The following is a 26263-nucleotide window of genomic DNA, read 5'->3' on the forward strand; positions in this document are numbered from 1 at the left end:
GCTCGAAATTGGCGAAAGAAGTCACCGTCCATACGGTTGCGCCTCGCGTGTCGGTTCCAGCCAAACCGGTGTCGTGTTCGGTACATGTCCTTGTTTCAACGGGCGCTACGCTCGTTGAACGGCGCGTCACGTAGAGACAGGCGCGCCGCTCACGAGACATGGAGACAGACAAATGAGCAGCAATCGCGGCGTCGTGTATCTAGGGCAGGGCAAGGTGGAAGTGCAGTCGATCGACTATCCGAAGATGGTCGATCCGCGTGGCCGGTCGATCGGCCACGGCGTGATCCTGAAGGTGATCAGCACGAATATTTGCGGCTCCGATCAGCACATGGTGCGTGGCCGCACAACCGCCGAAGTCGGCCTTGTGCTCGGCCACGAGATCACCGGCGAGGTGATCGAAATAGGGCGTGACGTTGAAACGCTCAAGATCGGCGACCTGGTGTCCGTACCGTTCAACGTGGCCTGCGGACGCTGCCCGACCTGCAAGGCGCAGCACACCGGCGTGTGCCTGAACGTGAATCCGTCGCGCGCCGGCGGCGCTTATGGCTACGTCGATATGGGCGGCTGGATCGGCGGCCAGGCCGAGTACGTGCTGGTGCCGTACGCCGACTTCAATCTGCTGAAATTCCCCGACCGCGCTCAGGCGATGTCGAAAATCCGCGACCTCACGTGCCTGTCCGATATTCTGCCGACCGGTTATCACGGCGCTGTGATGGCTGGCGTGAAGCCTGGCGCCACGGTCTATATTGCAGGCGCGGGGCCGGTGGGAATGGCGGCGGCCGCTTCCGCACGCTTGCTGGGCGCAGCCTGCACGATCGTCGGCGATATGAACGAGGAGCGTCTTGCGCATGCTCGCAAGATGGGATTCCAGACCGTCGACCTGTCGAAGGACGCTACGCTCGGCGAGCAGATCGAACAGATTCTCGGCTCGCCCGAGGTGGATTGCGCGGTGGACTGCGTCGGCTTCGAGGCGCACGGCCACGGCAGCAGCGGCTCGCATGAGGAAGCGCCGGCCACGGTGCTCAATTCGTTGATGGAAATCACCCGGGCCGCTGGCGCGATCGGCATTCCCGGCCTGTACGTGACGGATGATCCGGGCGCCTCCGATGCCGCCGCACGCAAAGGCAGCCTGAGCATCCGCTTCGGGCTCGGCTGGGCCAAGTCGCATTCGTTCCATACCGGGCAAACGCCGGTGATGAAATACAACCACAATCTGATGCAGGCGATTCTGTGGGACCGGTTGCCGATTGCGGACATCGTGAACGTGACCGTCGTGTCGCTTGACCAGGCGCCGGACGGCTACCGGCAGTTCGATGGCGGTGCGCCGAAGAAGTTTGTGATCGATCCGCACGGGCTGTTGAAAGCGGCCTGATACACGGCACAGCAGCGCACGCCTCGGCAAGGGCGCGACCGCTTCGCGATCTCGCCCGAGACTGGCCGGTATGTCTGAACAGCGTGGCCAAAAACAAACGCGTTGAACGGTTTCCCGTTCAACGCGTTATGTTTTCGGGCGGCAAAGGTGCCGGCGAGGCGAGCGGATCAAGCCGCCATGACCGGCACAGCGGCCAGCGAGGGCGCCTGCTTGCGCCGTTCGCGCGTCGGCGCGGTGCCGAATGCGTCGCGATAGCTCTTCGAGAAGTGACAAGCCGACTGGAAGCCGCAAGCCATCGTGATGTGCATGATCGACATGTCAGTCTGCAGCAGCAATTCACGCGCGCGTCGCAAGCGCAGCGTCAGATAGTAGTGCGTCGGCGTCATACCCAGATGCTCGCGGAACAGACGCTGCAGCTGCCGTTGCGACATACCGGCGAGGCGCGCGAGTTCTTCGCGTGAAAGCGGCTCTTCGATGTTGTTCTCCATCAGCGAGATCACTTCGAAGAGCGACTTGTTGGCCGAACCGAGCCGCGCCACCAGCGGCATTTTCTGTTGTGCGCTCGTATCGCGCACATGTTCGACGATGAACTGCTCCGCGATCTGCGTGACCCGTGCCGTGCCGACACGCGGCGCGATCAGGTTGAGCATCATATCGAGCGGCGCGACGCCGCCCGTGCACGTGACGCGATCGCGATCGATCACGAACAGTTCTTTCAGAAACCGCGTGTCGGGAAACTCTTCTTTGAGCGCCGACATGTTCTCCCAGTGAATTGCGCACGCGTAACCGGCGAGTAAGCCGGCACGCGCCAGCGCATAGGTGCCGGTGCATAGGCTGCCGAGTACGCTGCCCATGCGAGCGAAGCGGCGCAAGGCGACGAGATGGGCGGGGGTAGTGGCGCGCTGCACATCGATGCCGCCGACCACGAACACGATATCCGGCTGACCGACGCATTCAACTGGCCCGGTATCGACCGAGAGACCGTTGCTCGCCGTTACCGGGCCGCCTTCGGGGCTCACGATCGACCAGCGGTAAAGCGTTTGTCCTGTCAGGTAGTTCGCCATGCGGAGAACTTCGATCGCGTTGCTGAAAGCAATCATCGTGAAGTTCGGAACCGGCATGAATGCGAAATGCGACAGCGACGCCGTGCGATCGGTGGACATGGGAGGAATGATTCCTTCGAATCTGTAATGTCGCGTCGCCGTGGGGAGCGGCGACTCCTGCAATTTTGAGGACTAGCGCAACTACCGTGCCATCAGGCTAAACCCTCGGTTACGCATTAATAAAGTTGGATAGCTAAACAAACGGCACCAGAACGGCGCCGCCGGTGTTCGTACACGCACCTGAACTGCGCACGACGATCAGCTGCAGTGCAGCAAAGACGCGAACGCGCGAACGACCGTTCGACATTCACCCTCACCGACTTGTCGAAAAAGGACGCGGATGGCGGAAAAGGCAAAGAACACGTCTGAATTCGTAAATTGACGCGCAGGGCGAACGTCAAGAATAGACGCAATGCAGACCGGTAGCGGCAGGGGTTCAAAGCCCGCTTCAAAGCCCGCTTCACAGCAGCTTCCGGCCCACCGCCAACCACCCCACGGACCTTCCATGTCGAACCCGAATCCTTTCTTCGAAGAATCGCTCGCCACGCGTGATGCGGCGGTGCGCGGCGCCGTTTTGAAAGAACTTGAACGTCAGCAATCGCAAGTCGAATTGATCGCGTCGGAAAACATCGTGTCGCGCGCGGTGCTCGAGGCTCAAGGCTCGGTGCTGACGAACAAGTATGCGGAAGGGTATCCAGGCAAGCGCTATTACGGCGGTTGCGAATACGTCGACGTGATCGAAACGTTGGCGCTCGATCGCATCAAGCAGCTCTTCAACGCGAAATTTGCCAACGTGCAGCCGCATTCCGGCGCGCAAGCGAACGGCGCGGTGATGCTCGCCCTGGTGAAGCCGGGCGACACGGTACTCGGCATGTCGCTCGACGCGGGCGGTCACCTGACCCACGGCGCCAAGCCGGCAATGTCGGGCAAGTGGTTCAACGCGGTGCAATACGGCGTCAATCGCGACACGATGCTGATCGATTACGAGCAGATCGAGGAACTCGCGCAGCAGCACAAGCCGGCGCTGCTGATCGCCGGCTTCTCGGCGTACCCGCGCGCACTGGACTTCGCGCGGCTGCGCAAGATCGCCGATGGGGTGGGCGCGAAACTAATGGTGGACATGGCGCACATTGCCGGCGTGATCGCGGCGGGGCGTCACCAGAATCCGGTCGAGCATGCGCATGTCGTCACGTCGACTACACACAAGACTTTGCGCGGTCCGCGCGGCGGCTTTGTTCTGACGAATGACGAAGACATTGCCAAGAAAATCAACTCGGCCGTGTTCCCGGGCCTGCAAGGCGGCCCGCTGATGCATGTGATCGCCGGCAAGGCGGTGGCATTCGGCGAGGCATTGCAGCCGGGCTTCAAGACCTACATCGACAACGTGCTGGCCAATGCGCAGGCGCTGGGCGACGTGTTGAAAGCGGGTGGCGTCGATCTGGTCACGGGCGGCACCGACAACCATCTGCTGCTGGTCGATCTGCGGCCTAAGGGTCTCAAAGGCAATCAGGTCGAGCAGGCGCTGGAACGCGCCGGCATCACCTGCAATAAGAACGGCATTCCTTTCGACACCGAGAAGCCGACGGTCACGTCCGGCGTTCGCCTCGGCACGCCGGCGGGCACGACACGCGGCTTCGGCGTCAGCGAATTTCGCGACGTCGGGCGGTTGATCGTCGAAGTGCTCGACGCGCTGCGGGATTCCCCGGAAGGTCATGCCGCAACCGAACAACGCGTGCGCCGCGAGATTTTCGCGCTGTGCGAACGCTTTCCCATCTACTAAGCACGCCTGGAGCAAACGATGAGCACTCTGCACGACAACAGCATCATCATCGACGGCCTGAACATCTCGAAGTTTGAGCGCTCGGTGTTCGAAGATATGCGCAAGGGCGGCGTGACCGCGGTGAACTGCACGGTGTCGGTCTGGGAAAGCTTCCAGAAGACCGTCGACAACATCGCGGAAATGAAGCAGCAGATCCGCGAGTACGGCGAGATGCTGACGCTCGTGCGCACCACCGACGACATCTTCCGCGCGAAGAAAGAAAACAAGACCGGCATCATTTTCGGCTTCCAGAACGCGCATGCGTTCGAAGACAACCTTGGTTATATCGAGGCCTTCAAGGATCTCGGCGTGAACGTGGTCCAGCTTTGCTACAACACGCAGAACCTGGTCGGCACGGGCTGCTATGAGCGCGACGGCGGTCTGTCGGGCTATGGCCGGGAAGTGATTCAGGAGATGAACCGCGTCGGCATCATGGTGGACCTCTCGCATGTGGGCGGCAAGACGTCGTCCGAAGCGATTGCCGCGTCGAACAAGCCGGTGTGCTACTCGCATTGCTGCCCGTCGGGTCTGAAAGAGCACCCGCGCAACAAGAGCGATGAACAACTGGAAGAGATTGCGGATGCAGGCGGTTTCGTCGGCGTGACGATGTTCGCGCCGTTCCTCAAGCGTGGCCCGGACGCGACCGTCGAAGACTATATCGAAGCCATCGAATACGTGGTGAATCTGATCGGTGAAGATCAGGTCGGTATCGGCACGGACTTCACGCAAGGCTATAGCACCGAGTTCTTCGACTGGATCACGCACGACAAGGGCCGTTATCGCCAGCTGACGAACTTCGGCAAGGTGGTGAATCCCGAGGGCATTCGCACGATCGGCGAGTTTCCGAACCTGACGGCCGCGATGGAGCGCGCCGGCTGGAGCGAGACACGTATCAAGAAGATCATGGGTGAGAACTGGGTACGGGTATTCGGCGAAGTGTGGAAGGTCTGATTTCCTATTCACCGAACCTGAATCTATAAAAACGGAGCCCCACATGCAACCCCAACTGCCTATCGACGTCGATCCGAATACCGGCGTCTGGACGACCGACGCGCTGCCGATGCTTTACGTGCCGCGTCATTTCTTCACGAACAATCACACCGCCGTCGAGGAAGCACTCGGCCTCGATACGTATGCCGAGATTCTCTATAAGGCCGGCTACAAGTCCGCGTATTTCTGGTGCGACAAGGAAGCGAAACAGCACGGCATTGCCGGCATGGCGGTGTTCGAGCATTACCTGAACCGTCTGTCGCAACGCGGCTGGGGCATCTTCACGATCACGGAAGCCGATCCGTCCAGCTCGCGTGCCCGTATTGAATTGCACCACTCGTCGTTCGTGCTTGCGCAGCCGGGCAAGGAAGGCAAGCTTTGCTACATGTTCGCCGGCTGGTTCGCGGGCGCGATGGACTGGGTCAACGACACCGCCCCGGATTCCACGCGCAAGGGTCCGCCGTCCCATTCGAAGGAAGCGCAATGCGCGGCTGAAGGCCACGATCATTGCGTGTTCGAAGTCTCGCCGCTCGCGTCGTAAAAACGCACAAAGCCTATTCATTCCGAGGTCGATCGCGATGCGTTACCCGAACCTTTTCAAGCCTCTCACGCTGAACAAACTGACTTTGCGCAACCGCATTGTCAGTACCGCGCACGCGGAGGTGTATGCGGAACCGGGCGGTTTGCCCGGCGACCGTTATATCCGTTACTACGAAGAGAAGGCCAAGGGCGGCGTCGGCCTTGCCGTGTGCGGCGGCTCGAGCCCGGTGTCGATCGACAGTCCGCAAGGCTGGTGGAAGTCGGTGAATCTGTCGACCGACAAGATCATCGATCCGCTCGCGCGGCTCGCCGAAGCGATGCATCAGCACGGCGCGAAGATCATGATTCAGGCGACGCACATGGGCCGCCGTTCGGCGTTTCATGGCGAGCACTGGCCGCATCTGATGTCGCCGTCAGGCGTGCGTGAGCCGGTGCACCGCGGCAACGCGAAGATCATCGAAGTAGAAGAGATTCGCCGGATCATTTCGGACTTTGCAGCGGCCGCGAAGCGTGTGAAGGATGCCGGTATGGACGGCGTTGAAATCTCAGCGGCGCACCAGCATCTGATCGATCAATTCTGGAGCCCGCGCACGAATTTCCGCACCGACGAATGGGGCGGCTCGCTCGAAAACCGCCTGCGTTTCGGCACGGAAGTCCTGAAGGCCGTGCGCGAAGCGGTGGGCGCGGATTTCTGCGTCGGTCTGCGTATGTGCGGCGACGAATTTCATGAAGACGGTCTCGATCATGAACAACTGAAAGAGATCGCTCAGGCGATGAGCGAAACCGGTCTGATCGATTACCTCGGCGTGATCGGTTCCGGCGCGGATACGCACAACACCCTGGCGAACTGCATGCCGCCAATGGCGTTGCCGCCCGAACCGTTCGTGCATCTCGCGGCCGGCATCAAGTCGGTGGTGAAGCTGCCGGTGATGCATGCGCAAAGTATCCGCGATGCGGGCCAGGCAGAACGTTTGCTCGCAAGCGGCATGGTCGATCTGGTCGGCATGACGCGTGCGCAGATCGCCGATCCGCATATGGTCATCAAGATTCGCGATGGCCGCGAGGACGAGATCAAGCAATGCGTCGGCGCGAACTATTGCATCGACCGCCAGTACAACGGGCTTGACGTGCTATGCGTACAGAACGCCGCGACGTCGCGTGAAGAAACCATGCCGCATGTGATTGCGAAGACGCGTGGGCCGAAGCGCAAGGTGGTCGTAGTCGGTGCAGGGCCGGCTGGACTGGAAGCGGCGCGCGTGGCGAAGTCGCGCGGTCACGACGTGGTGCTGTTCGAAAAGAACGACTATGTCGGCGGTCAGATCATGCTGGCCGCAAAAGCGCCGCAGCGCGAGCAGATGGCTGGCATTGTCCGCTGGTTCGATATGGAAACGAAGCGCCTCGGCGTGGACCGTCGGCTCGGTGTCGCCGCTGACGAAAAAACCATCATGGCCGAGAAGCCGGATATCGTCGTGCTGGCCACGGGCGGTTCGTCGTTCACGTCGCAAGTCGCGGCGTGGGGTGTCGAAGAAGGACTCGCGGTCAGTTCATGGGACGTGTTGTCGGGCAAGGTTGAACCGGGCAAGAACGTACTGGTTTATGACGGCGTCAGCACGCACGCCGGCGCGGGCGTCGCCGATTTCATGTCGAGCCGCGGTTCGAACGTCGAGATCGTGACGCCTGACGTAAAGGTTGCCGACGACGTCGGCGGCACCACGTTCCCGATCTTCTACCGCCGTCTCTATGCGCAAGGCGTGGTTCATACGCCGAACTACTGGCTCGACAAGGTCTACGAGGAAGACGGCAAGAAGATCGCCGTGATCCGTAACGAGTACACGGAAGAGCAGGAGGAACGGGCGGTCGATCAGGTGGTGATCGAAAACGGCAGCACGCCGAACGACGAACTCTACTGGAAGCTCAAGCCCGAATCGGTGAATCGCGGCCAGGTGGACGTGCACAAGCTCTTCGCGTCCGAGCCGCAACCTCCGCTCAGCGAAGAACTCGGTAACGGCCGCTTCCTGCTGTTCCGCGTCGGCGACTGCATTTCCATGCACAACATTCACGGCGCGATCTACGACGCGCTGCGCCTTTGCAAGGATTTCTGACGATGAGCCCCGTGTTTGTCATCACCGTCCTGCTGTGGTTGTCGGTGGCGGGTCTCGCGTTCGCGCTCGCCAAACGCGCTGCATACTGGCGCGAAGGGCGCGCCACGGCGGCGGGTGCGTACGGCTGGACCAATCTGCTGTCGATTCCGAAGCGCTATTTCGTCGACCTGCACCATGTGGTTGCGCGCGACCCGTACATCGCGAAGACGCATGTGGCGACGGCGGGCGGGGCGATCCTCGCGATGGCGCTGGTGTTTGTCAACTACGGCCTCGCCATCTATTCACCGTGGCTCGACAAGCTGATCTTTCTGGCGGCGTTGGTGATGCTGGTCGGCGCGGTATTCGTCTGGCGTCGGCGGCATGGTGCGAAAGCCGTGCCGGCACGGCTCTCGCGTGGGCCCTGGGATCATCTGCCGCTACTGCTTGGCTCGTTCGCGCTCGGTTTGGCGCTGTTCATCGCGCTGCCGGCTGCGGCGATGTCGGGTGCGCTGGCGATCATCGTCGCGTTGCTGATCGCGGTGGGCGCGTTCACGATGACGTTCGGCGCTGCACGCGGCGGTCCGATGAAGCATGCGCTCGCCGGTCTGCTGCATCTCGCGTTTCATCCGCGTCAGGAGCGCTTTGCCGAGCACAACGACAATGATGTCGTCCCCCCAACCGCGCTGAAGGCGCCGCTGCTCGACGCAAAGGAATACGGCGTTGGCAAACCGGTGGAGTTCCGCTGGAACCAGTTGCTGAGCTTCGACGCCTGCGTGCAATGCGGCAAGTGCGAAGCGGCGTGCCCCGCGTTTGCCGCCGGACAGCCGCTCAATCCGAAGAAACTGATTCAGGATCTTGTCACGGGCATGGTGGGCGGCACGGATGAGGCGTATGCCGGCAGCCCGACGCCTGGCATTCCGGTCGGCAAGCATGGTGGCGCGCCGGGCAAGCCACTCGTGTCGAGCCTGATCGAAGCGGACACGCTGTGGTCGTGCACCACCTGCCGCGCCTGCGTTCAGGAATGCCCGATGTTGATCGAACACGTCGACGCGATTGTGGATATGCGCCGCAACCAGACATTGGTTGAAGGCGCCGTGCCCGGTAAAGGCCCGATCACGCTCGCCAATCTGCGTGAGACCGGCAGTTCGAACGGTTACGACATCGGTGCGCGTTACGACTGGGCGGTGGACTTGCAGGTGCAGGTGGCGCAGCCGGGACGTCCGGTGGACGTGCTGTTGATTGCAGGCGAAGGCGCGTTCGACATGCGCTATCAGCGCACGCTGCGTGCGCTGATCAAGGTCCTGAATCGGGCGGGAATCGACTACGCGGTGCTCGGCGGCGTCGAAACCGATACCGGCGATACGGCACGGCGCCTTGGTGACGAAGCGACCTTCCAGCAACTCGCACAACAGCTGATCGGCACGCTGTCGCAGTACACGTTCGGCAAGATCGTGACCGCCGATCCGCATGTGCTGCACAGCCTGCGCAACGAATATCGCGCACTCGGCGGTTTCTACGAGGTGCAGCATCATACGGCGCTGATCGAAGAACTGGTATCGAGCGGCAAGCTGTCGCCGAAGGCAGTCGCGGCGTTCGCGGACCGCACGATCACGTATCATGATCCGTGCTATTTGGGCCGCTATAACGGTGAGACGGAAGCACCGCGCCGTTTGCTGAAATCCATCGGCATCAAGGTCGTCGAGATGGAGCGCAACGGCTTGCGCGGACGTTGCTGCGGCGGTGGCGGCGGTGCGCCGTTGACCGATATCCCGGGCAAGCGACGCATTCCGGATATCCGCATCGACGACGCCCGCGCGATCAACGCGGAGATCGTCGCGGTGGGTTGCCCGAATTGCACGGCGATGCTTGAAGGCGTGGTCGGCCCGCGTCCGGAAGTACTGGACGTTGCCGAACTGGTTGCAGCGGCGCTGGAGTAACGCCATGAACACTCTCAAACGAATCGATCCACGCCGGCCGTTCACGATCACGCCCGAGGGGCTCAAGCGCATCACGCTCGGTATGACGGGCGTGGTCGGCTCGATGGAATTCGCGGCGCATGGCTCAACGGGGTCGGCGCATCGCGAGCACGCGAAGTCGCGCCGCACCACGGCTGCAGCGCAGCGCGTGCTGCTGGTGGCCGCTCACGCCGACCGCGGCGCGCTGGATGATCACGCGTGCCAGACCCTGGCCGCCGCCGCGTTGATCGCGGACGCGACAACCGAAGTTGTGCTGCTCGTATTCGGCGAGTTTGCCGGCGACGCCGCCGCGCTCGGCGCCGACAAGCTGATCGAGTTGCCGATGTTCGACCGCCGCGTTTTCGCGCCTCTGGACGAATTGAACGCACTGGCTGCGTGCGTCGCGGCCTACGCCCCTGCGCACATTTTCCTGCCCGACAACGCTACCGGCGACGGCGACCTCGGCCGCCGTTATGCGGCAGCCGCGAACGCGAGTGTCGCGACGCATGTCGTCGAGATCGACGCGGCCCATGTCGCGGCTTATATCCAGACGAATACGGCGTTCGCCGTGCGAGCACTGCCTGAAGTCGTTTTGCTTGCACCGAATGCGGTCGATCCGAAATTGCCGTTTGTCGGCGCGGGTGAACGCGTGGTGTGGCGTTTCGATGGCGAACCGGCTTCGTCGAGAGGCATCGTGCGCGATTTTGGCATTGAGGAAATCGACGCGGCCCAACTCGCGCTCGAAGAGGCGGATTTCATCGTCTCGGCAGGCAACGGCGTTAGCGATGTGCCGGCGTTCGAGCGTCTTGCGGCCACGCTAGGCGCCGCGATCGGCGCAAGCCGCGTCGCCGTGGACGACGGCAAATTCACGCGCGACAAGCAGATCGGCGCCACCGGCAAGACCGTCGAAGCGAGCGTATATATCGCGTTCGGGATATCCGGCGCGGTCCAGCATCTGCAGGGCATCAAGGATTGCCGGCACGTGATCGCGGTGAATCTCGATGCCAGCGCACCGATCGCCAAACGCGCGAACCTGACCGTTATCGCCGACGCTGAGGAAACGATTGCGGCGCTGAACGAAGCCGCGGCGGCCGCGCGCACGGCACGCGGTACCGGTGCCGGTGCCGCGCTACTGAATTCAACGGCTGTTGCGGAAGGAGCGCTTGCATGAAGATCGCCGTACTGGTTTCCGTGGGGCGGCACCCGGTGAGCGGCACGGCGCGTTACAGCCGTAACGACGCCGCCGCGCTGACGATCGCGCTCTCGCTCGCCAAAACGCACGGCGCGACGCTCGACGTGTTACACGCGGGCGATCCGTCGAATCCGGCGCTGAAGGAGTATCTCGCGCTCGGTGCACGGACTGTCGAGGTGCTGGACGTATCGCTAACGTCTGAATTGCAAGGCGATGCGATCGCGCCGCTCGCCGCACGCCTACGTGGCTACGACCTCGTATTGACCGGCACCCGCGCTGAGGGCGCATTCGACAGCGGCATGCTGCCGTATCGCGTCGCCAATGCGCTGGACATGCCGCTGGTCGGTGCAGCGGTCGATCTGACGCTTCGCGACGGCTGCGCGGACGTCCGCCAATTCATGCCGAAGGGCTTGCGCCGCCGCGTCGAAGTGCAATTGCCGGCTTTGATCGCCGTGCATCCGATGGCTAATACGGCCCCGAGCTACGCCTATGCAAGGCTGCGGGAAGGCACGATCCGTCCGGTCGCGGCGCAAACACCTGGGAACCCCGACGATCTCGCCTGGACGACCCGCCCCGCGACCGCCAAACCGGTGCGCCTCGCTGCCGCCGAAAAGCGCTCCGGGCACGCCCGCATGCTCTCGGCGACGACGACCGAGAGCCGCGGCGGCAGCGTCGTAATTGAAGGGAGTTCCGTCGAAAAAGCACAAGTGATCCTCGCGTATTTGCGCGAGCATCAACTCGTGGATTACTGATTTCCGGTTCGGGCCAGCATGCGACCAGGAGGGCCTGGCGCAGCGCCAGACGTGACATGCAACGGAGCACACAATGAAAGTTTCGGCAGACGTTCGCGCAATGATCGAACGCCGCAAAAAGAATCACACGCTGGAAGCGCCGTTCTATACGGGCGAGGATATTTTCGCGCTCGACATGGAGGTGATTTTCCGCAAGCACTGGATTCAGGTCGCGGTGGAACCGGACGTGCCGGAACCGGGCGACTACGTCACGGTGGAAGTCGGCAACGATTCGATTCTGATCGTGCGCGACGACGACATGCAGGTGCGGGCGTTCCATAACGTTTGCCGCCATCGTGGCGCGCGTTTATGCAATACGGACAAGGGTTCGCTCGGCAATATCGTTTGCCCGTATCACAGCTGGACCTACAACCTGAACGGCGATCTGATGTTCGCCGAACATATGGGCGACCAGTTCGACCGCTGCAAGCACAGCCTGAAAGCGGTGCATGTCGAGAATCTCGCCGGGTTGATCTTCATCTGTCTCGCGGACGAGCCGCCTGCCGACTTCGCCGTGATGCGAGCCGCGATGGAACCGTATCTGTTGCCGCACGATCTCGCCGGCTGCAAGATCGCGGCGTCGATCGACATCATCGAAGAGGGCAACTGGAAGCTCACAATGGAGAACAATCGCGAGTGCTACCACTGCGTCGCGAACCATCCCGAGTTGACCATTTCGCTTTACGAATACGGCTTTGGTTATCAACGCACGCCTGCCAACGAAGAAGGCATGGCCGCGTTCGAAGAGACCGTGGCGCGCCGTACCACGCAATGGGAGGCGATGAAACTGCCGTCCGCGGAAATCGACCGTCTGGCCGATCTGGTCACGGGTTTCCGCACGCAACGGCTGCCACTCGATCGCGATGGCGAATCGCAGACCATGGACGCGAAAGTGGCCTCGAAAAAACTGCTCGGCGGTTTCGAGCAGGCCGATCTTGGCGGCCTGTCGTTCTGGACGCAGCCGAATTCGTGGCACCACTTCATGAGCGACCATATCGTCAGCTTTTCAGTGATCCCGCTGTCGGCGGGCAAAACGCTGGTGCGCACCAAGTGGCTCGTCCACAAGGACGCACGCGAAGGCATCGATTACGACGTGAATAATCTCACCGCCGTGTGGCGCGCAACCAATGATCAGGACCGTGCGCTTGTCGAGTACTCGCAGCGCGGCGCGACCAGCAGCGCTTACGAACCGGGTCCGTATTCGCCGTTCACCGAAGGTCTCGTCGAGAAGTTCTGCGAGTGGTACATCGGCCGTGTTGCGGAGTACAGCAATGCGCCCCAAACCCATGATGCCGGCGATGCGCCGGTTTCGCACGGCGAAAAAGTCGTGTCTTTCATGCGCTGAGCGCGACGCCGCAACCAGGAGCGGGAGAAAATGATGATGCGCGATCAGGCGATGTTTCAGCCAAGCCCCGAGCCGGCGCCAAACCCCGAGACTTCAGGCAGCGAGACCTCGAGCCGCGTCACGCAACCCCGATTCTGGGAGGCGTTGCCGGCGCGCTGGAACAGCGACACTGACGAAACGCTGGTGTGCTGCCAGGTCCGTCAGGAAACCCATGACGTCAAGAGCTTTTTCTTTCGCGCGCCTTCCGGGCGTGCGTTCGTATTCGAGCCGGGGCAGTTCATCACGCTGGAGTTGGAAATCGACGGCGAGGCGGTGAATCGCTGCTATACGATTTCTTCGCCACCCACACGTCCGCACACTATCTCCATCACGGTGAAGCGTGTGCCGGGTGGCAAGGTGTCGAACTGGCTGCATGACAATCTGCACGCGGGGTCGCAGGTTCGTGTGCTGGGACCGGCTGGCGAGTTCACCTGCGCGCGGCATCCCGCGCGTAAGTTTCTGTTTTTGTCGGCAGGGTCGGGTGTTACACCACTGATGTCGATGAGCCGTGCGCATCATGAGCTTGGCGAAGACAGCGATATCGTGTTCGTGCACAGCGCCCGCACGCCGGACGACATCATCTTTGCGCGCGAACTCGATCTGATTGCGTCGAATCAGGCCAATTTTCGCACCGCATTCGTCTGTGAACGGCTCGGCGCGCGAACCAATTGGCCCGGCGTCACCGGTTTTCTGACTTTGCCCTTGCTTAAACTCATCGCGCCGGATTTTCTCGATCGCGAGATCTTCACCTGCGGTCCCGCACCCTATATGCAGGCAGTCCGCAATCTGCTGGATGAGGGCGGCTTCGATCGCGGCCATTATCACGAGGAAAGCTTCTCGTTCGAGACGATCGGCGAGGTGGCCGCGCAATTGACGACCGCGCATGTCGCGGATGCGTTGCAGGCGCCGACAGTCACCGCAGAGGGCTTTGCCGAGGCGCGTGAGCAGGCGGCTGGCTTTACCCCCGCGCAGATCCCGCTCGAAACGGAAACACAGTTCAAGGTGAGCTTTGCCAAAAGCAATCGGGAGATCGAATGCGGCAGCGGCCAGCATGTACTCGACGCGGCAAAGAAGGCCGGCGTGCGGCTTCCGGCGTCGTGCACGCAAGGCATGTGTGGCACTTGCAAGGTGAAGCTGGTGTCCGGCGAAGTCGCCATGAAACATGCTGGCGGAATTCGTCAGCGCGAAATCGATCAGGGCATGGTGCTGCTGTGCTGCAGCAAGCCATTGAGCGATCTCGTCGTCGATAAGTAAGACAAGAACGGGACCCGGACTCGCAGGCAAAGTCGTCTGCGGACAACTGGATGTCGGAAAACAACGCTACCTGGCAATTCTGGCTGGCGATGCTAAATGCTCAATAGGTAGTTTGGACGGCGAACGGGAGAACGGCGATGAGACTGGTCAAAAAGATACTGATATTGAGTGCGATGAGCGCGGCGCTGGCAGCAAGCAGCGTGGGTGTGTCGGCTGATACCAAGCCGACCATCAAGATTGGTTACGTAGAAGGCTGGGACGACAGCGTCGCGACGTCGAATGTAGCTGCGCGTGTGATCGAAAAGCGCCTCGGCTATCAGGTGCAACTCGTGCCGGTCGCGGCCGGTGTGATGTGGCAAGGCGTGGCGCGTGGCGACCTCGACGCAACGCTATCCGCGTGGCTGCCGGTCACGCATGGTGCGTACTGGAATAACTTCAAGGACAAGGTTGTCGATCTTGGCACGAACTTCAATGATGCGAAGATCGGTTTGATCGTGCCGGATAACGCGGACGTGAACAGCGTCGGCGATCTGGAAGCGAAGAAGGCGGAGTTCGGTTCACGCATTGTCGGCATCGACGCCGGCGCTGGCGTGATGGAGAAAACCAGCGAAGCGATCAAGGCATACGGGCTCAACTATACGTTGATGTCGAGTTCGGGCAGTGCGATGACGGCGGAACTGGCTCGCTCGGAAGCGGCCAGCAAGCCGATCATCGTAACGGGCTGGAAGCCGCACTGGATGTTCGCGAAGTACAAGCTAAAATTCCTCGACGATCCGAAGAAAGTGTTCGGCGAAGCGGAGCACGTGGATAGCGTCGTGAATCCTGACCTGGAGAAGAAGGCGCCGTCCGTGGTTGCGTTTCTCAAGAAGTTCCAATGGAAGCCGGGCGAGATCGACAGCGTGATGCTTGCCACGCAAAACGGCGAGAAGCCGACGGCTGCCGCCGATGCATGGATAAGTGCACATGGAGACCGTGTGGATAGCTGGGTGAAGTGACTTCGTGCTTCGCGTAAATGAGTTGCCGCTTCTGATGAGCGGCAACTTGCATAAAGAAACGCCGCTGTTTTCAGCGGCGTTTCTTTATTGCAGCACGACAGTCCGATCGCCGTTGATGAACACCCGTCGCTCAATAAATGCCTTCACGGCCCGCGCAAGCGTGATGCATTCGACGTCGCGTCCGGTCGCAAGCAGCCGCTCCGGGCTGTATGAGTGATCGACGCGCTCCACGACCTGCTCGATGATCGGACCTTCGTCGAGATCGTCGGTGACGAAGTGCGCGGTTGCGCCGATCAGTTTCACGCCACGCGTATGCGCCTGGTGATAAGGTTTGGCGCCTTTGAAGCCAGGCAGAAACGAATGGTGAATATTGATCGCGCGAGCCGCGAGCGCACGGCTCGTTTCGGCGGAAAGAATCTGCATGTAGCGCGCGAGGATCATCAACTCAGCGCCGGATGTTTCGAACAGGTCGAGCAAACGCGCCTCCTGTTGCGGTTTGGTATCCGCGCTGATCGGCAGATGACGGAACGGCAAACCATGCTGCTGGGCGAGCGGTTCGAAATCGCGATGATTCGAGGCAATGCCCACGATATCCATTTTCAACTCACCCATGCGCCAGCGGAATAGCAGATCGGCGAGACAGTGTTCGAGTTTCGACACCATGATCAGCACCTTCGGCCGCATGCCGACGTCATGCATGGCCCATGTCATCTGAAAGTGCTCGGCGATCGATTCGAATTCGCGTTTCAGTGCCGCGATATGCAGGGTTTCGTTGGTGTCGACACCATGAAACACGCAGCGCACGAAGAAGCGCTCGCTGAGGTCGTCGTCGAAAACGGTCAATTCGTCGATATAGCAATGGTGCCGGTCGAGAAAGCCGACGACGGCGGCAACCTGGCCCGCCGCGCTCGGACACGCGACCGTGAGAACCAGTTGATCGGGACGGGAATCGGCAGACATGCACTCTCCACTTGAGGCGATAGGGCAACGCCGCGGGACGCGGCACGCATCATCGCAGTAGAGCAAATCAATGGTGTGCGGGGATAGAAGCTAAACGCCGTCGCAGTGGAATGGGAGCGTCAGGCGACGCTGAGCCGGGGCGACGGCACGCAAGGGAAGGGCGTTGCGTGTCTTACGCTCATTCGGCGTCGAGTCCGCATTCGCCGAGCAGCCATTGGCGGAATGCGCTGACCGCTGGGGTCGCCGCGCGCTGCGTGACGAGCAGATAGCCGCGTTCGGTGACCACGGGCGTGTCGAACGGCTCGACGAGCTGCCCCGTGGCGAGCAGTTCGTCAGCCAGAGGCGCCCAGCCAAGCGCGATGCCCTGGCCCATGATCGCTGCGTGGGCCACGAGCGTAAAGCTGTTGAATGTGATGCCGCGATGCGCGGCAGGCGCATCCAGGCCGTGCGCCGCGAACCAGTCGGCCCACGACAGCCAGCGTGCCGGTTGCGTTGGCTCGAGATGCAGCAGCGGCAAGCTCATCAGATCGGAGGGTGCACGCAACTGCGGATGCGCCGCAAGAAATGCCGGACTGCATACCGGCGTGACACGTTCGGGAAATAGTTTGATCGCGCCTCGAGCCGTCCAGTCCGCATCCTCATCGCCGAACGCAATCGCAATGTCCGCCTGATCGTGCGACGGATCGAACACGTTTTGCGACGTGATGATCTTTACGTCGACGTCCGGCATGAGCGCCTTGAATTGCGACAGGCGTGGCATCAGCCAATAGGTCGCGAAACCGAAGTCGGTGGAAAGCGTGAGGGTTTGCGGTGTGCGCCTCGCGCGGATCTCGGCGGTGGCGAGGCGAATGGTGTCGAGGGCGTTGCGCACCGCTTCGAAGAGACGCACGCCGTCTTCCGTCAGCGTGACGCCGCGGTGACCGCGCTCGAATAGCGGGGCACCGAGTGCCTCTTCAAGTTGCACCACGCGCTGACTGACCGCAGGCTGCGTCGAGCCTAGCTCGCGTGCGGCCGCTGTGAAACTCGCGAGACGCGCTGCGGATTCGAACATCGCCAACGCCTGCATTGGCGGTAACCGATCCTGCCTCGACATAAGGCCCCCTTATAGGCATATAACGAATTGCCGTCTTCACAGCGGCGAATTGGACGGCAATAGTGGTGTTATGCGGAGCCGGCACACCGGTCATTCCGCTTGCAACGACACCCGCACCAACACTTGCGATTCTATTCGAGGCGCGCTCCAATGCTTGAGACGAAACAGAATATTCTCATTCTGATGGCTGACCAGATGACGCCGTTTGCGCTCGCCGCATACGGGCATCGTCTAACGAAGACTCCTAATCTCGATCGCCTCGCGAAGCAGGGCGTGGTATTCGACTCGGCGTATTGCGCCAGCCCGCTGTGTGCGCCGTCGCGCTTTTCGTTTTTGTCAGGCAAGTTGCCGTCGGCGATTGGCGCTTATGACAATGCAGCAGAATTTCCGTCGCAAACGCTGACATTCGCGCACTATCTTCGCGCAGAAGGGTATCGCACGATCCTGTCCGGCAAAATGCATTTTTGCGGCGCCGATCAGTTGCATGGTTTTGAAGAACGGCTCACAACAGATATCTATCCTGCCGATTTCGGCTGGACACCGAACTGGGACGATTTCGAAACGCGGCCCACGTGGTACCACAACATGAGTTCGGTGATCGACGCAGGCCCCTGCGTGCGCACTAACCAACTCGACTTCGACGATGAAGTCACGTTTACCACCCGCCAGAAGCTCTTCGATATCGCGCGTGAGCGACATGCCGGCAAAGATGCCCGGCCATTCTGCATGGTTGCTTCGCTGACGCATCCACACGACCCGTACGCGATTCCGCAGAAGTACTGGGACATGTATGCGGACGAAGACATCGAGATGCCCGCGCATCGCGACGCGATCAACGAAGCTGATCCGCATTCGAAGCGCTTGCGGCACGTGTGCGAAACCGACCGCACGCCGCCGACCGATCGGCAGATCCGCAATGCGCGGCGCGCTTATTACGGCGCGATCTCTTACGTCGACGACCAGTTCGGTGCGATCCTCGAGGCGCTTGAACAGTCCGGGCTCGCAAAAGATACCGTCATTGTGGTGACGTCCGACCACGGCGAGATGCTCGGCGAGCGCGGGCTCTGGTACAAGATGACGTTCTTTGAAGGCGGCTGCCGCGTACCGCTGATCGTGCATGCGCCGCAGCAGTTCGACGCGCATCGCGTGCACGAGTCGGTCTCGCATCTCGATCTGCTGCCCACGCTGGTGGAAATGGCGCGCGGCGAACAACCCGCGGTATGGCCGGATTCGCTCGATGGGCAGAGTCTCGTGCCGCATTTGCAAGGCACCGGCGGCGGCCACGACGAAGCGACCGGAGAATACCTGGCGGAAGGCGCTATTGCGCCGATTGTGATGCTGCGGCGTGGGCGCTTCAAGTTCATTCACACGCCAGTCGATCCTGACCAGCTCTATGACGTCGAGGCGGACCCATTGGAACGCGAGAACCTCGCAGCGCGCGCTGAATATGGACCACAGGTCGCGTCGTTTCGTGAAGAGATCGCGCGCCGCTGGGATCTCGCCGCGCTGCACAACGACGTGCTGAAAAGCCAGCATCGTCGTCATTTCCATTTCGAGGCCACGACGCAAGGCACGGTCGCGTCATGGGATTGGCAGCCGCAAGTCGATGCGAGCCAGCGCTACATGCGCAATCACATCGATCTCGACACGCTCGAAGCGATGGCACGTTTTCCCGCTGTGAAGCGTTGATGTCTTCGCTTACGATTCATCCCACCTACAGGAAGCCGACATGATGAAAAAGCTCTTCAAACAGGCTGTATCCGGCGTTGCGCTGCTGTGCGCGGCGACCACCTTTGCCGCGGCCGCCGAGCCGCAGTCCTGTACGCAGGTCAACATGGCGGGGCCCGGCTGGACCGACATCGACGCGACCAACGCAATGACTGGCGTGCTGTTGAAGGCGCTTGGCTACCATCAGAACGTCTCGAACCTGTCGGTGCCGATTACCTATCAAGGCCTGAAGAAAGGGCAGATCGACGTGTTTCTCGGCAACTGGATGCCGGCTCAAGCACCAGTCGTCAAGCCGTTCGAGGATGAGAAATCGATCGAGGTCGTGCATCCGAATCTGAGCAACGCGAAGTTCACGCTTGCGGTGCCCGACTACGTGGCGGCCGCGGGCGTGCATTCGTTCGCGGACCTCGCGAAGAACGCCGACAAGTTCGACAGCAAGATCTATGGCATTGAACCGGGGGCGCCGGCCAATCAGAATATCAAGAAGATGGTCGGCGACAAGGCGTACGGGCTCGGCAGCTGGAAGCTTGTCGAATCAAGCGAGACCGGCATGCTCACGCAGGTCGACCGCGCGGTGCGTGAGAAGAAATGGATCGTGTTCCTGGCATGGGAGCCGCATCTGATGAACACGAAGTTCAAGCTGACCTACCTCGACGGCGGCGACAAATACTTCGGGCCGAACTACGGCGGCGCCACGGTCAATACCGTTGCGCGCAGCGGCTACGCCGAGCAGTGTCCGAATGTCGGCCGCCTGTTCAGGCAACTCACGTTCAATGTCGATCTGGAAAACGGCGTGATCACCGAGGTGCTGGATAAGAAAACCGGCGTCGATACGGCTGCCACCGAAGCGCTCAAGCGTCACCCGGAATTGCTGAAGTCATGGCTCGACGGCGTGAACACCGCCAGTGGCGGCAACGGCTTGCAAGCGGTCCAAACCGCACTCGGTGTGAAATGATTCCCGCAATCCTGGCTGCGAGGTCGCTACTCGACAGATTCATGTCGCATCCGGTCGAATCCTTATAAATCTGGACCCGTATTCTTGATCCGTCGATGCGGGCATGCCAGATGATCGTATGCAGTACCGATAGCTTCAATCAGCTTAGTCAGCTTTAGTCGGCCTGGTCTGCGTGAGTGAGCTTCAATCCGTTTCAATCAGTCTCAGCCGGTTTCGAACTGCCCGTCATGCGAGAAGCGCCGCGCGTTGGAAGACAGCGCGCAGCAGGGATCGCTTTATCCAACGAAATACGCAGGCAAAGAGCAGGGGAGAATTAGATGAAGAAGAAAAATGCCGTTAGTCTTTCGGGACTCGCCCTCGCAGCAAGCGCGGTATGCGCACCGACGGCGGCCCATGCACAAAGCAGCGTCACCCTGTACGGGATTCTGGACGCCGGCATTACCTACGTGAACAATGCCGGCGGTGCACATCAGTTCAAATTCGACGACGGCATTTCGTACGGCAACCGGATCGGCTTCAAAGGCGTGGAAGATCTCGGCGGTGGCATGCAAGCGGTCTTCGTGCTCGAATCCGGTTTTCACTTGGGCAATGGGCAATATGCATTCGGCGGCGCTGAATTCGGACGCCAGGCTTACGTCGGCATCAAAAACTCGTGGGGGACTTTCTCGTTCGGCAATCAGCTTGATATGACCGAAGAGTTTGTTTTTCTCTACAACATCTCCGCATGGGCAAGCGGCTACGCGATTCACCAGGGTGACTTCGACCGTATGAACGGCGACCGTCTGCCGAACTCGGTGAAGTTCCTGTCGAATGATTTTGCCGGCTTCACCTTCGGCGGTATGTACTCGTTCGGTAACACCGCCGGCGACTTCCACCAGAAGAGCGCATGGAGCGTGGGCGCGCATTACGACCGCGGTCCGTTCAACATGGGCCTGGCGTACACGCAGTTGAACAATCCGTACGGCATCTATGCCTTCGACCCGTACGCGATGATCGGCACGCGCACCTTCCTCGGCCAGCCGACTGTGTCCGTCAATGCGGCCACCGGCGCGGTAACCGATCTGTATAGCTCCTCGGCGTTCCCAGTGGATAGGCAAGGCGCGTTTGCGGTCGGCGCTGCCTATACGATCGGCAACCTGATGCTTACCGGCGATTTCACTTATACGACGATCAAGGGCTTCGGTCAGACCTCGCACATGCAGGTTTATGAAGGAGGGGCCTCGTATAACTTCACGCCTGCGTTGTCGCTGTATGGCGGCTATCAACACACGAGCTTTGAAGGCAATCACTGGAACCAGGGCTCGCTCGGGCTGCACTACCTGTTGTCCAAGCGTACCGATGTGTATGTTTCCGGCGACTATCTGCGTGCGTCGGATGGTGTGAATGCGGTGATCGGCTACAGCTTCGCGCCGTCGTCGTCGAATACGCAGTCCGATGTGCGGATCGGGATGCGGCATTCGTTCTAGTCTCCAGTCTATTGACGCGGGCGGCGTTCCGGGTACGGAAGCCGCTCGCGTTTGTCACTTCACCATCGTATGCGGTGCCTGACGTCGATTTAACGATGTTGCCGATCATCGTCGACATGTGGGTACGGGTTCCCTCCTTACGCGACGGTATGCCGAGAGCGCTCCGTCTCCCTCTCCCTCCCTGAAGTAGCCGGCCCCCGCCGCTCCTTGCCTGCCGTCTTCCCAACACCTCCTGCCATCAGAAATATTCGTCGTTTACATCGCGACGGTGCAGAATCGACATATTGATTGGATATTTGACGGTTTACGTTATATTATTTACGAAATTCCTTGAGTTACCTTCATGTCCGATTCCCTGTCCGATGAAATACGCCTCGCCGGCGAAATCGATCGTCTGAAGGCCGAATACCCCAAAACCCGCGAGCTTTATCGCGAGGTCTGCGCGCTGCTGTTCTTCCGCTTCGGCGTCACGCCGACCGCGAACCGGCTGTATCAGTTGGTGAAGCGCGGCAGCATGAGTACGCCGACTCAGGTGCTTGGTGAGTTCTGGGTTGAACTGCGCGAGAAGAGCAGGGTGCGGATTGAGCATCCTGATTTGCCGGCGGAGTTGCAGGCGGCGGCAGGGGAATTGGTCGCAACGCTGTGGACAAAGTCCACCGCATCAGCGCAAGCGGCGCTTGAGACGCTGCGCAATGACGCAGAGGCGGAGAAGGTCAGTGCGCGCAGCGAGGTAGCGGCATTGCAGGCCGAGCTCGCGCGGACGGAAACAGCGCTTGAGCAGCGCACCGGCGCGTTGCTGGCGGCGCAGGTGCGCATTCAGGAGCTCGAACAGGCGCAGGCTGCGGCTGAGGCGACGCGTCAGGCACTCGAGACTGAAATCGCCCGTCAGCAGGAAGAGATCGACGCGCGCGACCAGGCGCTGATGCAGGCAAGGGCGGATTTTTCGGGGGATCTCGACAAACTGCGGGGTAGCGCTGCGCTCGCGGAAGAGCGTCTGCGGGCGGCCGAGAAGCGCGCGTTACTTGAGATCGAACGCGAGCGGGTTGTGAGCGCACGGTCGCAAAAGGAGCTTGAGGCGGCCGCGCGCAGGGCGGAGCAGCGCGAGACGCGGCATCGGGAGGAAATCCAGGCGCTGCAGGTTCAGCTTGGCGACGCGCGTCATCAAGCTGGTGTCATGGAAGGGAGTCTGGCGGCACTTCGCGATTCGAACGCTGCATACGTCGCGGAACTCAACGTATTGAGGCTGCAGCCGGCAACCGCCAGGACGAATCAGGCGACCCTACAAAAGCGTCCGCAATATTCTGCAGGGACTCCTAAGCCTCGCCAGGCCACACCCAAGGTCGTGACGAAGAAACGAGCAGCATCCTGAGGCGGCAACCTCGGTCTGTGGTCCGTCGACGACGAAACTCAACATTGAGAAGACGATGATAGAACAACATATGGTTACGACGGCATTTGAGCTTCCCGGTCTCAGGATAGATCGCTCCTTCGGCGTCGCTCGTGGGATCGTCGTCAGGTCTCGATCCATCGTCGGGGCGCTTGGCGCGTCGCTGCAGACGATCTTCGGGGGCAACATCACGCTCTACACGTCGCTATGCGAGCGAGCGCGGCAGGATGCATACGAACGGATGATTGGGCAGGCTGCGGACCTGGGCGCGAACGGCATCGTCGGTATGCGGTATGACGCGACCGAGATAGCAAGAGGTATCACTGAGGTGCTGTGCTACGGGACGGCGGTGCGGGCAACGTTGCTGGGTTGAAGGGGTGTGCTGGTCGGCGCTGATGAGATAGTCTTATGTGGTTTGTTGATTTGACATAAGATAAATTATCAACCAAAAATCGCGGTTGTAATTTATATGAAAGATACGAACTCGCTTCGCAAAACGCGACAGAAAGCCGCCTCCACCGGGCGGCTTTTTTGTCTCCGCCGCACACTGGCAAGCCACGCGAGACCAGCATGTCCAAACGAAAAATCAAAATTTTGACGCGCCACAACGCAGCGCCACTCAACGAGTTCCTGTACTACGCGCGAAGTGTCCCGATGCGCCATCTATGCCGGACGCTCGGGCGACATGAGCGCACGGTCAAGGATTGGATGGGCGGCAAGGCTGTGATCCCGCCCTGGGCAATTGCCGTGCTACGCCTGCAAGCTCTGGAGCATGAACTGATACGTGATCAGATGGGATTCACCGAGATCGAACGCGAAGCCGCGCAACCGCGAGGTATTCCGCGCCGCTTCCTGATCCCACCGGCCAACGATCAGTTTTGCGCCGTTCAGTTACAGCTCGACATCCAGTCAGCGGCGACCGAGTCACGTCCGCGCCCTGACTCGACGTACGCGCACGGCGGGAAATAACGTAGTTACAAAAACGTGTTGTGTGAACCTATTTTTGTAACTACAATAACCGGATGAAAATCACCAATGAGAACATCCCACGACCAGGCTAAAAGTGAAGCCAACGAAGGTAAGCACGGTGTGTCGCTGGCTCTCGCCAGAGCTATCGACTGGTCGTCCGTATGGTGCGCGCCAGACGACCGGAAAGACTACGGCGAATTGCGCGAAATTGGCTATGCCGTCATCGGCGCCCGCCTCTATTGCGTTGTGTTCACACAGCGCGGCAATACCTTTCGGGTTATCAGTCTACGCAAAGCTAACAATAGGGAGATTGAACGCTATGAAGAAGCAACCCAGATTAATCCGTAACACACCCGAAGAAGAAGCAGCGATCAAGCGTGGCATCACAACCGACCCGGATACATTCGAGCCGAGCGATGAACAGTTCGCGCAGATGAAACGACGCGGTGGCCGACCGAAGCTCGCCAACCCCAAAGTCGCTGTGACGGTTCGATATGACGCGGAAATTGTCGAGCGATTCCGGGAAAGCGGCGAAGGCTGGCAAACGCGGATGAACGACGCGCTACGCGATTGGCTCAAGACTCACCGAGCCTGACGCTTGATTGCGCCAGCAAGTCATGATCGCTATTCAAACCCCGCGTCGCTGTCCCCGATGCGGCCGGACCAAAATCGCGGAACTGGATTTCCATCGGAAGGGGTCTGGCTACGCCTGTTACTGCAGGCCCTGTGTAACTCTATGCCAGACGGAATGGCGAGCGAGGAACCGCGAGCGTACCAATGCCACCGCGCGGCGTAGTTATGAGAAAAACCCGGATGCGAAACGGCGCTACGCCCAGGAGAACAAGGAGAAGGTCAACGCGGCAAAAAGGGAGCGTATCCGCCGCAGATACGAAGAAAAAAGACTGATCAATCCCGATTTGCCCATCCGATTTCGCAACGGCACAGCCAAACTGAACGAAACCAGGGTGTTATTAATACGCCAGCGATTGGCGGCGGGAGAATCAGTTGCTTCGCTGGCGCACGCATTCGGCGTACATGTCGTGACCATCTATGCAATCAAAAAAGGTGAAACGTGGAAAGACGTTGTCTGACCGGCTTCTATGGAAAGCCCACGCAGGGCGTCATGTTAGATATTGCTGGCTGATCAGTTACGCCGTTTTGTAAGCAGGTTTGCCACGCCGGCACGGGTGGCAATTTCCCAGATATACCATCGGGAATAATCAACGCCTACCCGCTGATGAAGCACGGTGCGCAAACGTCCGTTCGTCCAGTGATCGGCGTCTATGCCGTGTGCTCGAGGCGACTCCTTGACCGTTGCGGCAATCCACGCCAGCGTTTCATCATTGATCGTCAGGCGCTTCTTCTCCGTGCGCTGCTTCGGTGGTCGCATCCTGTGCTCAAGTCCGAGCTTCCCGACGAGAGTTCTCACATGTCCGTTGGAATGGTAGACGCCGAATCTCTCCTTGATCAGCTTTTGAACATCCCCGTTTCTCCAGAATTCGGTTTCATAGCCGTGGACCATAGGACTGTCCTCCAATGCCGCCCGTAACCACTCAAGAGCTTCGGGGCCAAGCGTAGCCTTGCGCCCGGATGACTTGATCTGTTCAACAGCCTTGACCCCATCAGCAACTACCATTGATCTGTATTTTGTAATGGTGCGCACGCTGATGTTGAGCGCTTTCGAGACGCGCTCGACACTGTCCCCATCCAGCAACATTTTCGCAGCAATTTTTCGACGCGCGGCATAGACGTCGCTCTGCGATTTCTGCGCGGTAGCAGGCGACGTCTTTTCTGAAGTTGAATAGGTGAGCCGGTATGCGAGGCCATAACCCCGAGCAAGGTAGCCAACATGCGAAGCTGAAAACTGGACTCCGAAACGCCGAAAGATCAATTCTCGCAGCTGGCTTATCGTCCAGGTCGGCCCTGGATAGCCGTGAAGCCCAGGTGAGTGTTTGATCGCGCTAACGAGCCAGCTTTGCGAAGCATCATCCAGTCGCGAGGGCCCCCCATGGATGGGAAGGCGAGCAAGGGCGTCAACTCCGTCCCTTTCAACCAGGTCCTTGTATTTGCTCACGGTCGGAAGACTCAGCCGGGCCTTCCTGGACACTTCGCTAATACCCTCACCATTCAACAGAAGCTTGGCGGCAAGGGCCCTGCGTTGTGCGAGAGGGATGTCGTCTATCTGTTTGCCCATCGTGCTGTGAGGAAGTGTATGGCGGTTTATGTCGC

At 60.4% G+C, this 26263-nt stretch carries 24 protein-coding genes; 20 read left to right on the top strand and 4 right to left on the bottom strand.

The window, feature by feature from the left end; genetic code table 11:
* Positions 1 to 172: 172 nt before the first annotated feature.
* Entirely contained in the window at positions 173 to 1372 is a 1200-nt protein-coding gene (fdhA, locus tag PQQ52_RS11365; protein ID WP_408210562.1) for a formaldehyde dehydrogenase, glutathione-independent, read from the top strand.
* Between the two features lie 167 nt (positions 1373 to 1539).
* On the opposite strand, the gene PQQ52_RS11370 is transcribed toward fdhA, so the two are convergent.
* On the bottom strand, positions 1540 to 2535 hold the full coding sequence (locus PQQ52_RS11370) for a GlxA family transcriptional regulator (RefSeq protein WP_408210565.1): 996 nt from the start codon (positions 2533 to 2535) through the stop codon (positions 1540 to 1542).
* 445 nt (positions 2536 to 2980) lie between these two features.
* On the opposite strand from PQQ52_RS11370, the gene PQQ52_RS11375 reads away from it, so the two are divergent.
* From PQQ52_RS11375 to PQQ52_RS11420, 10 genes are all read left to right on the top strand, one after another.
* Positions 2981 to 4255 carry a serine hydroxymethyltransferase gene (locus tag PQQ52_RS11375; RefSeq protein ID WP_408210568.1) on the top strand — a complete coding sequence of 425 codons (1275 nt, stop codon included), beginning with the start codon at positions 2981 to 2983 and terminating at the stop codon, positions 4253 to 4255.
* Between the two features lie 18 nt (positions 4256 to 4273).
* Complete coding sequence (locus PQQ52_RS11380) at positions 4274 to 5245, top strand: dipeptidase (RefSeq protein ID WP_408210571.1); 972 nt, start codon at positions 4274 to 4276, stop codon at positions 5243 to 5245.
* A gap of 43 nt (positions 5246 to 5288) precedes the next feature.
* The gene (locus PQQ52_RS11385; RefSeq protein ID WP_408210574.1) at positions 5289 to 5825 is read left to right on the top strand and encodes a DUF5943 domain-containing protein; all 537 of its coding nucleotides are present in this window, start codon (positions 5289 to 5291) and stop codon (positions 5823 to 5825) included.
* A 37-nt stretch (positions 5826 to 5862) separates the two neighbouring features.
* Entirely contained in the window at positions 5863 to 7926 is a 2064-nt protein-coding gene (locus PQQ52_RS11390) for an oxidoreductase (protein WP_408210577.1), read from the top strand.
* 2 nt (positions 7927 to 7928) lie between these two features.
* Positions 7929 to 9842, top strand: a complete 1914-nt coding sequence (locus PQQ52_RS11395; RefSeq protein ID WP_408210580.1) for a (Fe-S)-binding protein — start codon at positions 7929 to 7931, stop codon at positions 9840 to 9842.
* Positions 9843 to 9846: 4 nt separating this feature from the next.
* Positions 9847 to 11031, top strand: a complete 1185-nt coding sequence (locus PQQ52_RS11400; RefSeq protein WP_408210583.1) for an electron transfer flavoprotein subunit alpha/FixB family protein — start codon at positions 9847 to 9849, stop codon at positions 11029 to 11031.
* The gene (locus PQQ52_RS11405) at positions 11028 to 11804 is read left to right on the top strand and encodes an electron transfer flavoprotein subunit beta/FixA family protein (RefSeq protein WP_408210586.1); all 777 of its coding nucleotides are present in this window, start codon (positions 11028 to 11030) and stop codon (positions 11802 to 11804) included. Before PQQ52_RS11400 ends, PQQ52_RS11405 begins: the two co-directional genes overlap by 4 nt.
* 73 nt (positions 11805 to 11877) lie before the next feature.
* The gene (locus PQQ52_RS11410) at positions 11878 to 13188 is read left to right on the top strand and encodes an aromatic ring-hydroxylating oxygenase subunit alpha (protein WP_408210588.1); all 1311 of its coding nucleotides are present in this window, start codon (positions 11878 to 11880) and stop codon (positions 13186 to 13188) included.
* 33 nt (positions 13189 to 13221) lie between these two features.
* Positions 13222 to 14481: an FAD-binding oxidoreductase gene (locus PQQ52_RS11415; protein WP_408211033.1), complete on the top strand. Its 1260-nt coding sequence runs from the start codon at positions 13222 to 13224 to the stop codon at positions 14479 to 14481.
* Between the two features lie 137 nt (positions 14482 to 14618).
* Complete coding sequence (locus PQQ52_RS11420; protein WP_408210590.1) at positions 14619 to 15476, top strand: glycine betaine ABC transporter substrate-binding protein; 858 nt, start codon at positions 14619 to 14621, stop codon at positions 15474 to 15476.
* Between the two features lie 84 nt (positions 15477 to 15560).
* On the opposite strand, the gene purU is transcribed toward PQQ52_RS11420, so the two are convergent.
* Together purU and PQQ52_RS11430 are read right to left on the bottom strand one after the other, a co-directional pair.
* A complete protein-coding gene (purU, locus tag PQQ52_RS11425; RefSeq protein WP_408210593.1) occupies positions 15561 to 16436 on the bottom strand; it encodes a formyltetrahydrofolate deformylase in 876 nt (291 codons plus the stop codon).
* A 178-nt stretch (positions 16437 to 16614) separates the two neighbouring features.
* Positions 16615 to 17529 carry a choline sulfate utilization transcriptional regulator gene (locus PQQ52_RS11430; RefSeq protein WP_408210596.1) on the bottom strand — a complete coding sequence of 305 codons (915 nt, stop codon included), beginning with the start codon at positions 17527 to 17529 and terminating at the stop codon, positions 16615 to 16617.
* 150 nt (positions 17530 to 17679) lie between these two features.
* On the opposite strand from PQQ52_RS11430, the gene betC reads away from it, so the two are divergent.
* From betC to PQQ52_RS11475, 9 genes are all read left to right on the top strand, one after another.
* Entirely contained in the window at positions 17680 to 19218 is a 1539-nt protein-coding gene (betC, locus tag PQQ52_RS11435) for a choline-sulfatase (protein WP_408210599.1), read from the top strand.
* A 40-nt stretch (positions 19219 to 19258) separates the two neighbouring features.
* Positions 19259 to 20212, top strand: a complete 954-nt coding sequence (locus tag PQQ52_RS11440) for a choline ABC transporter substrate-binding protein (protein WP_408210602.1) — start codon at positions 19259 to 19261, stop codon at positions 20210 to 20212.
* Between the two features lie 317 nt (positions 20213 to 20529).
* Positions 20530 to 21678 (top strand): porin, encoded by a 1149-nt coding sequence (locus PQQ52_RS11445; RefSeq protein ID WP_408210605.1) that lies wholly within the window; start codon positions 20530 to 20532, stop codon positions 21676 to 21678.
* A 343-nt stretch (positions 21679 to 22021) separates the two neighbouring features.
* A complete protein-coding gene (locus PQQ52_RS11450; protein WP_408210607.1) occupies positions 22022 to 23047 on the top strand; it encodes a DNA-binding protein in 1026 nt (341 codons plus the stop codon).
* A 55-nt stretch (positions 23048 to 23102) separates the two neighbouring features.
* Entirely contained in the window at positions 23103 to 23438 is a 336-nt protein-coding gene (locus tag PQQ52_RS11455; protein WP_408210609.1) for a YbjQ family protein, read from the top strand.
* Positions 23439 to 23635: 197 nt separating this feature from the next.
* Positions 23636 to 24034: a hypothetical protein gene (locus PQQ52_RS11460; protein ID WP_408210611.1), complete on the top strand. Its 399-nt coding sequence runs from the start codon at positions 23636 to 23638 to the stop codon at positions 24032 to 24034.
* A 66-nt stretch (positions 24035 to 24100) separates the two neighbouring features.
* The gene (locus tag PQQ52_RS11465) at positions 24101 to 24382 is read left to right on the top strand and encodes a BrnT family toxin (protein WP_408210614.1); all 282 of its coding nucleotides are present in this window, start codon (positions 24101 to 24103) and stop codon (positions 24380 to 24382) included.
* The gene (locus PQQ52_RS11470; protein WP_408210617.1) at positions 24354 to 24629 is read left to right on the top strand and encodes a BrnA antitoxin family protein; all 276 of its coding nucleotides are present in this window, start codon (positions 24354 to 24356) and stop codon (positions 24627 to 24629) included. Before PQQ52_RS11465 ends, PQQ52_RS11470 begins: the two co-directional genes overlap by 29 nt.
* Positions 24630 to 24651: 22 nt before the next feature.
* The gene (locus PQQ52_RS11475) at positions 24652 to 25125 is read left to right on the top strand and encodes a hypothetical protein (protein WP_408210620.1); all 474 of its coding nucleotides are present in this window, start codon (positions 24652 to 24654) and stop codon (positions 25123 to 25125) included.
* A gap of 53 nt (positions 25126 to 25178) precedes the next feature.
* Here PQQ52_RS11475 and PQQ52_RS11480 read toward each other — a convergent pair whose 3' ends face one another.
* Complete coding sequence (locus PQQ52_RS11480; protein WP_408210622.1) at positions 25179 to 26228, bottom strand: hypothetical protein; 1050 nt, start codon at positions 26226 to 26228, stop codon at positions 25179 to 25181.
* Positions 26229 to 26263 lie beyond the last annotated feature (35 nt).

Source organism: Paraburkholderia sediminicola (assembly GCF_046030555.1).
Taxonomy (GTDB): Bacteria; Pseudomonadota; Gammaproteobacteria; order Burkholderiales; family Burkholderiaceae; genus Paraburkholderia; species Paraburkholderia sediminicola_E.

Excerpts from the sequence above, each read along its gene's own strand:
- fdhA (WP_408210562.1), top strand. The coding sequence starts at position 173 with ATGAGCAGCAATCGCGGCGTCGTGTATCTAGGGCAGGGCAAGGTGGAA.
- PQQ52_RS11370 (WP_408210565.1), bottom strand. The coding sequence starts at position 2,535 with ATGTCCACCGATCGCACGGCGTCGCTGTCGCATTTCGCATTCATGCCG.
- PQQ52_RS11375 (WP_408210568.1), top strand. The coding sequence starts at position 2,981 with ATGTCGAACCCGAATCCTTTCTTCGAAGAATCGCTCGCCACGCGTGAT.
- PQQ52_RS11380 (WP_408210571.1), top strand. The coding sequence starts at position 4,274 with ATGAGCACTCTGCACGACAACAGCATCATCATCGACGGCCTGAACATC.
- PQQ52_RS11385 (WP_408210574.1), top strand. The coding sequence starts at position 5,289 with ATGCAACCCCAACTGCCTATCGACGTCGATCCGAATACCGGCGTCTGG.
- PQQ52_RS11390 (WP_408210577.1), top strand. The coding sequence starts at position 5,863 with ATGCGTTACCCGAACCTTTTCAAGCCTCTCACGCTGAACAAACTGACT.
- PQQ52_RS11395 (WP_408210580.1), top strand. The coding sequence starts at position 7,929 with ATGAGCCCCGTGTTTGTCATCACCGTCCTGCTGTGGTTGTCGGTGGCG.
- PQQ52_RS11400 (WP_408210583.1), top strand. The coding sequence starts at position 9,847 with ATGAACACTCTCAAACGAATCGATCCACGCCGGCCGTTCACGATCACG.
- PQQ52_RS11405 (WP_408210586.1), top strand. The coding sequence starts at position 11,028 with ATGAAGATCGCCGTACTGGTTTCCGTGGGGCGGCACCCGGTGAGCGGC.
- PQQ52_RS11410 (WP_408210588.1), top strand. The coding sequence starts at position 11,878 with ATGAAAGTTTCGGCAGACGTTCGCGCAATGATCGAACGCCGCAAAAAG.
- PQQ52_RS11415 (WP_408211033.1), top strand. The coding sequence starts at position 13,222 with ATGATGCGCGATCAGGCGATGTTTCAGCCAAGCCCCGAGCCGGCGCCA.
- PQQ52_RS11420 (WP_408210590.1), top strand. The coding sequence starts at position 14,619 with ATGAGACTGGTCAAAAAGATACTGATATTGAGTGCGATGAGCGCGGCG.
- purU (WP_408210593.1), bottom strand. The coding sequence starts at position 16,436 with ATGTCTGCCGATTCCCGTCCCGATCAACTGGTTCTCACGGTCGCGTGT.
- PQQ52_RS11430 (WP_408210596.1), bottom strand. The coding sequence starts at position 17,529 with ATGTCGAGGCAGGATCGGTTACCGCCAATGCAGGCGTTGGCGATGTTC.
- betC (WP_408210599.1), top strand. The coding sequence starts at position 17,680 with ATGCTTGAGACGAAACAGAATATTCTCATTCTGATGGCTGACCAGATG.
- PQQ52_RS11440 (WP_408210602.1), top strand. The coding sequence starts at position 19,259 with ATGATGAAAAAGCTCTTCAAACAGGCTGTATCCGGCGTTGCGCTGCTG.
- PQQ52_RS11445 (WP_408210605.1), top strand. The coding sequence starts at position 20,530 with ATGAAGAAGAAAAATGCCGTTAGTCTTTCGGGACTCGCCCTCGCAGCA.
- PQQ52_RS11450 (WP_408210607.1), top strand. The coding sequence starts at position 22,022 with ATGTCCGATTCCCTGTCCGATGAAATACGCCTCGCCGGCGAAATCGAT.
- PQQ52_RS11455 (WP_408210609.1), top strand. The coding sequence starts at position 23,103 with ATGATAGAACAACATATGGTTACGACGGCATTTGAGCTTCCCGGTCTC.
- PQQ52_RS11460 (WP_408210611.1), top strand. The coding sequence starts at position 23,636 with ATGTCCAAACGAAAAATCAAAATTTTGACGCGCCACAACGCAGCGCCA.
- PQQ52_RS11465 (WP_408210614.1), top strand. The coding sequence starts at position 24,101 with ATGAGAACATCCCACGACCAGGCTAAAAGTGAAGCCAACGAAGGTAAG.
- PQQ52_RS11470 (WP_408210617.1), top strand. The coding sequence starts at position 24,354 with ATGAAGAAGCAACCCAGATTAATCCGTAACACACCCGAAGAAGAAGCA.
- PQQ52_RS11475 (WP_408210620.1), top strand. The coding sequence starts at position 24,652 with ATGATCGCTATTCAAACCCCGCGTCGCTGTCCCCGATGCGGCCGGACC.
- PQQ52_RS11480 (WP_408210622.1), bottom strand. The coding sequence starts at position 26,228 with ATGGGCAAACAGATAGACGACATCCCTCTCGCACAACGCAGGGCCCTT.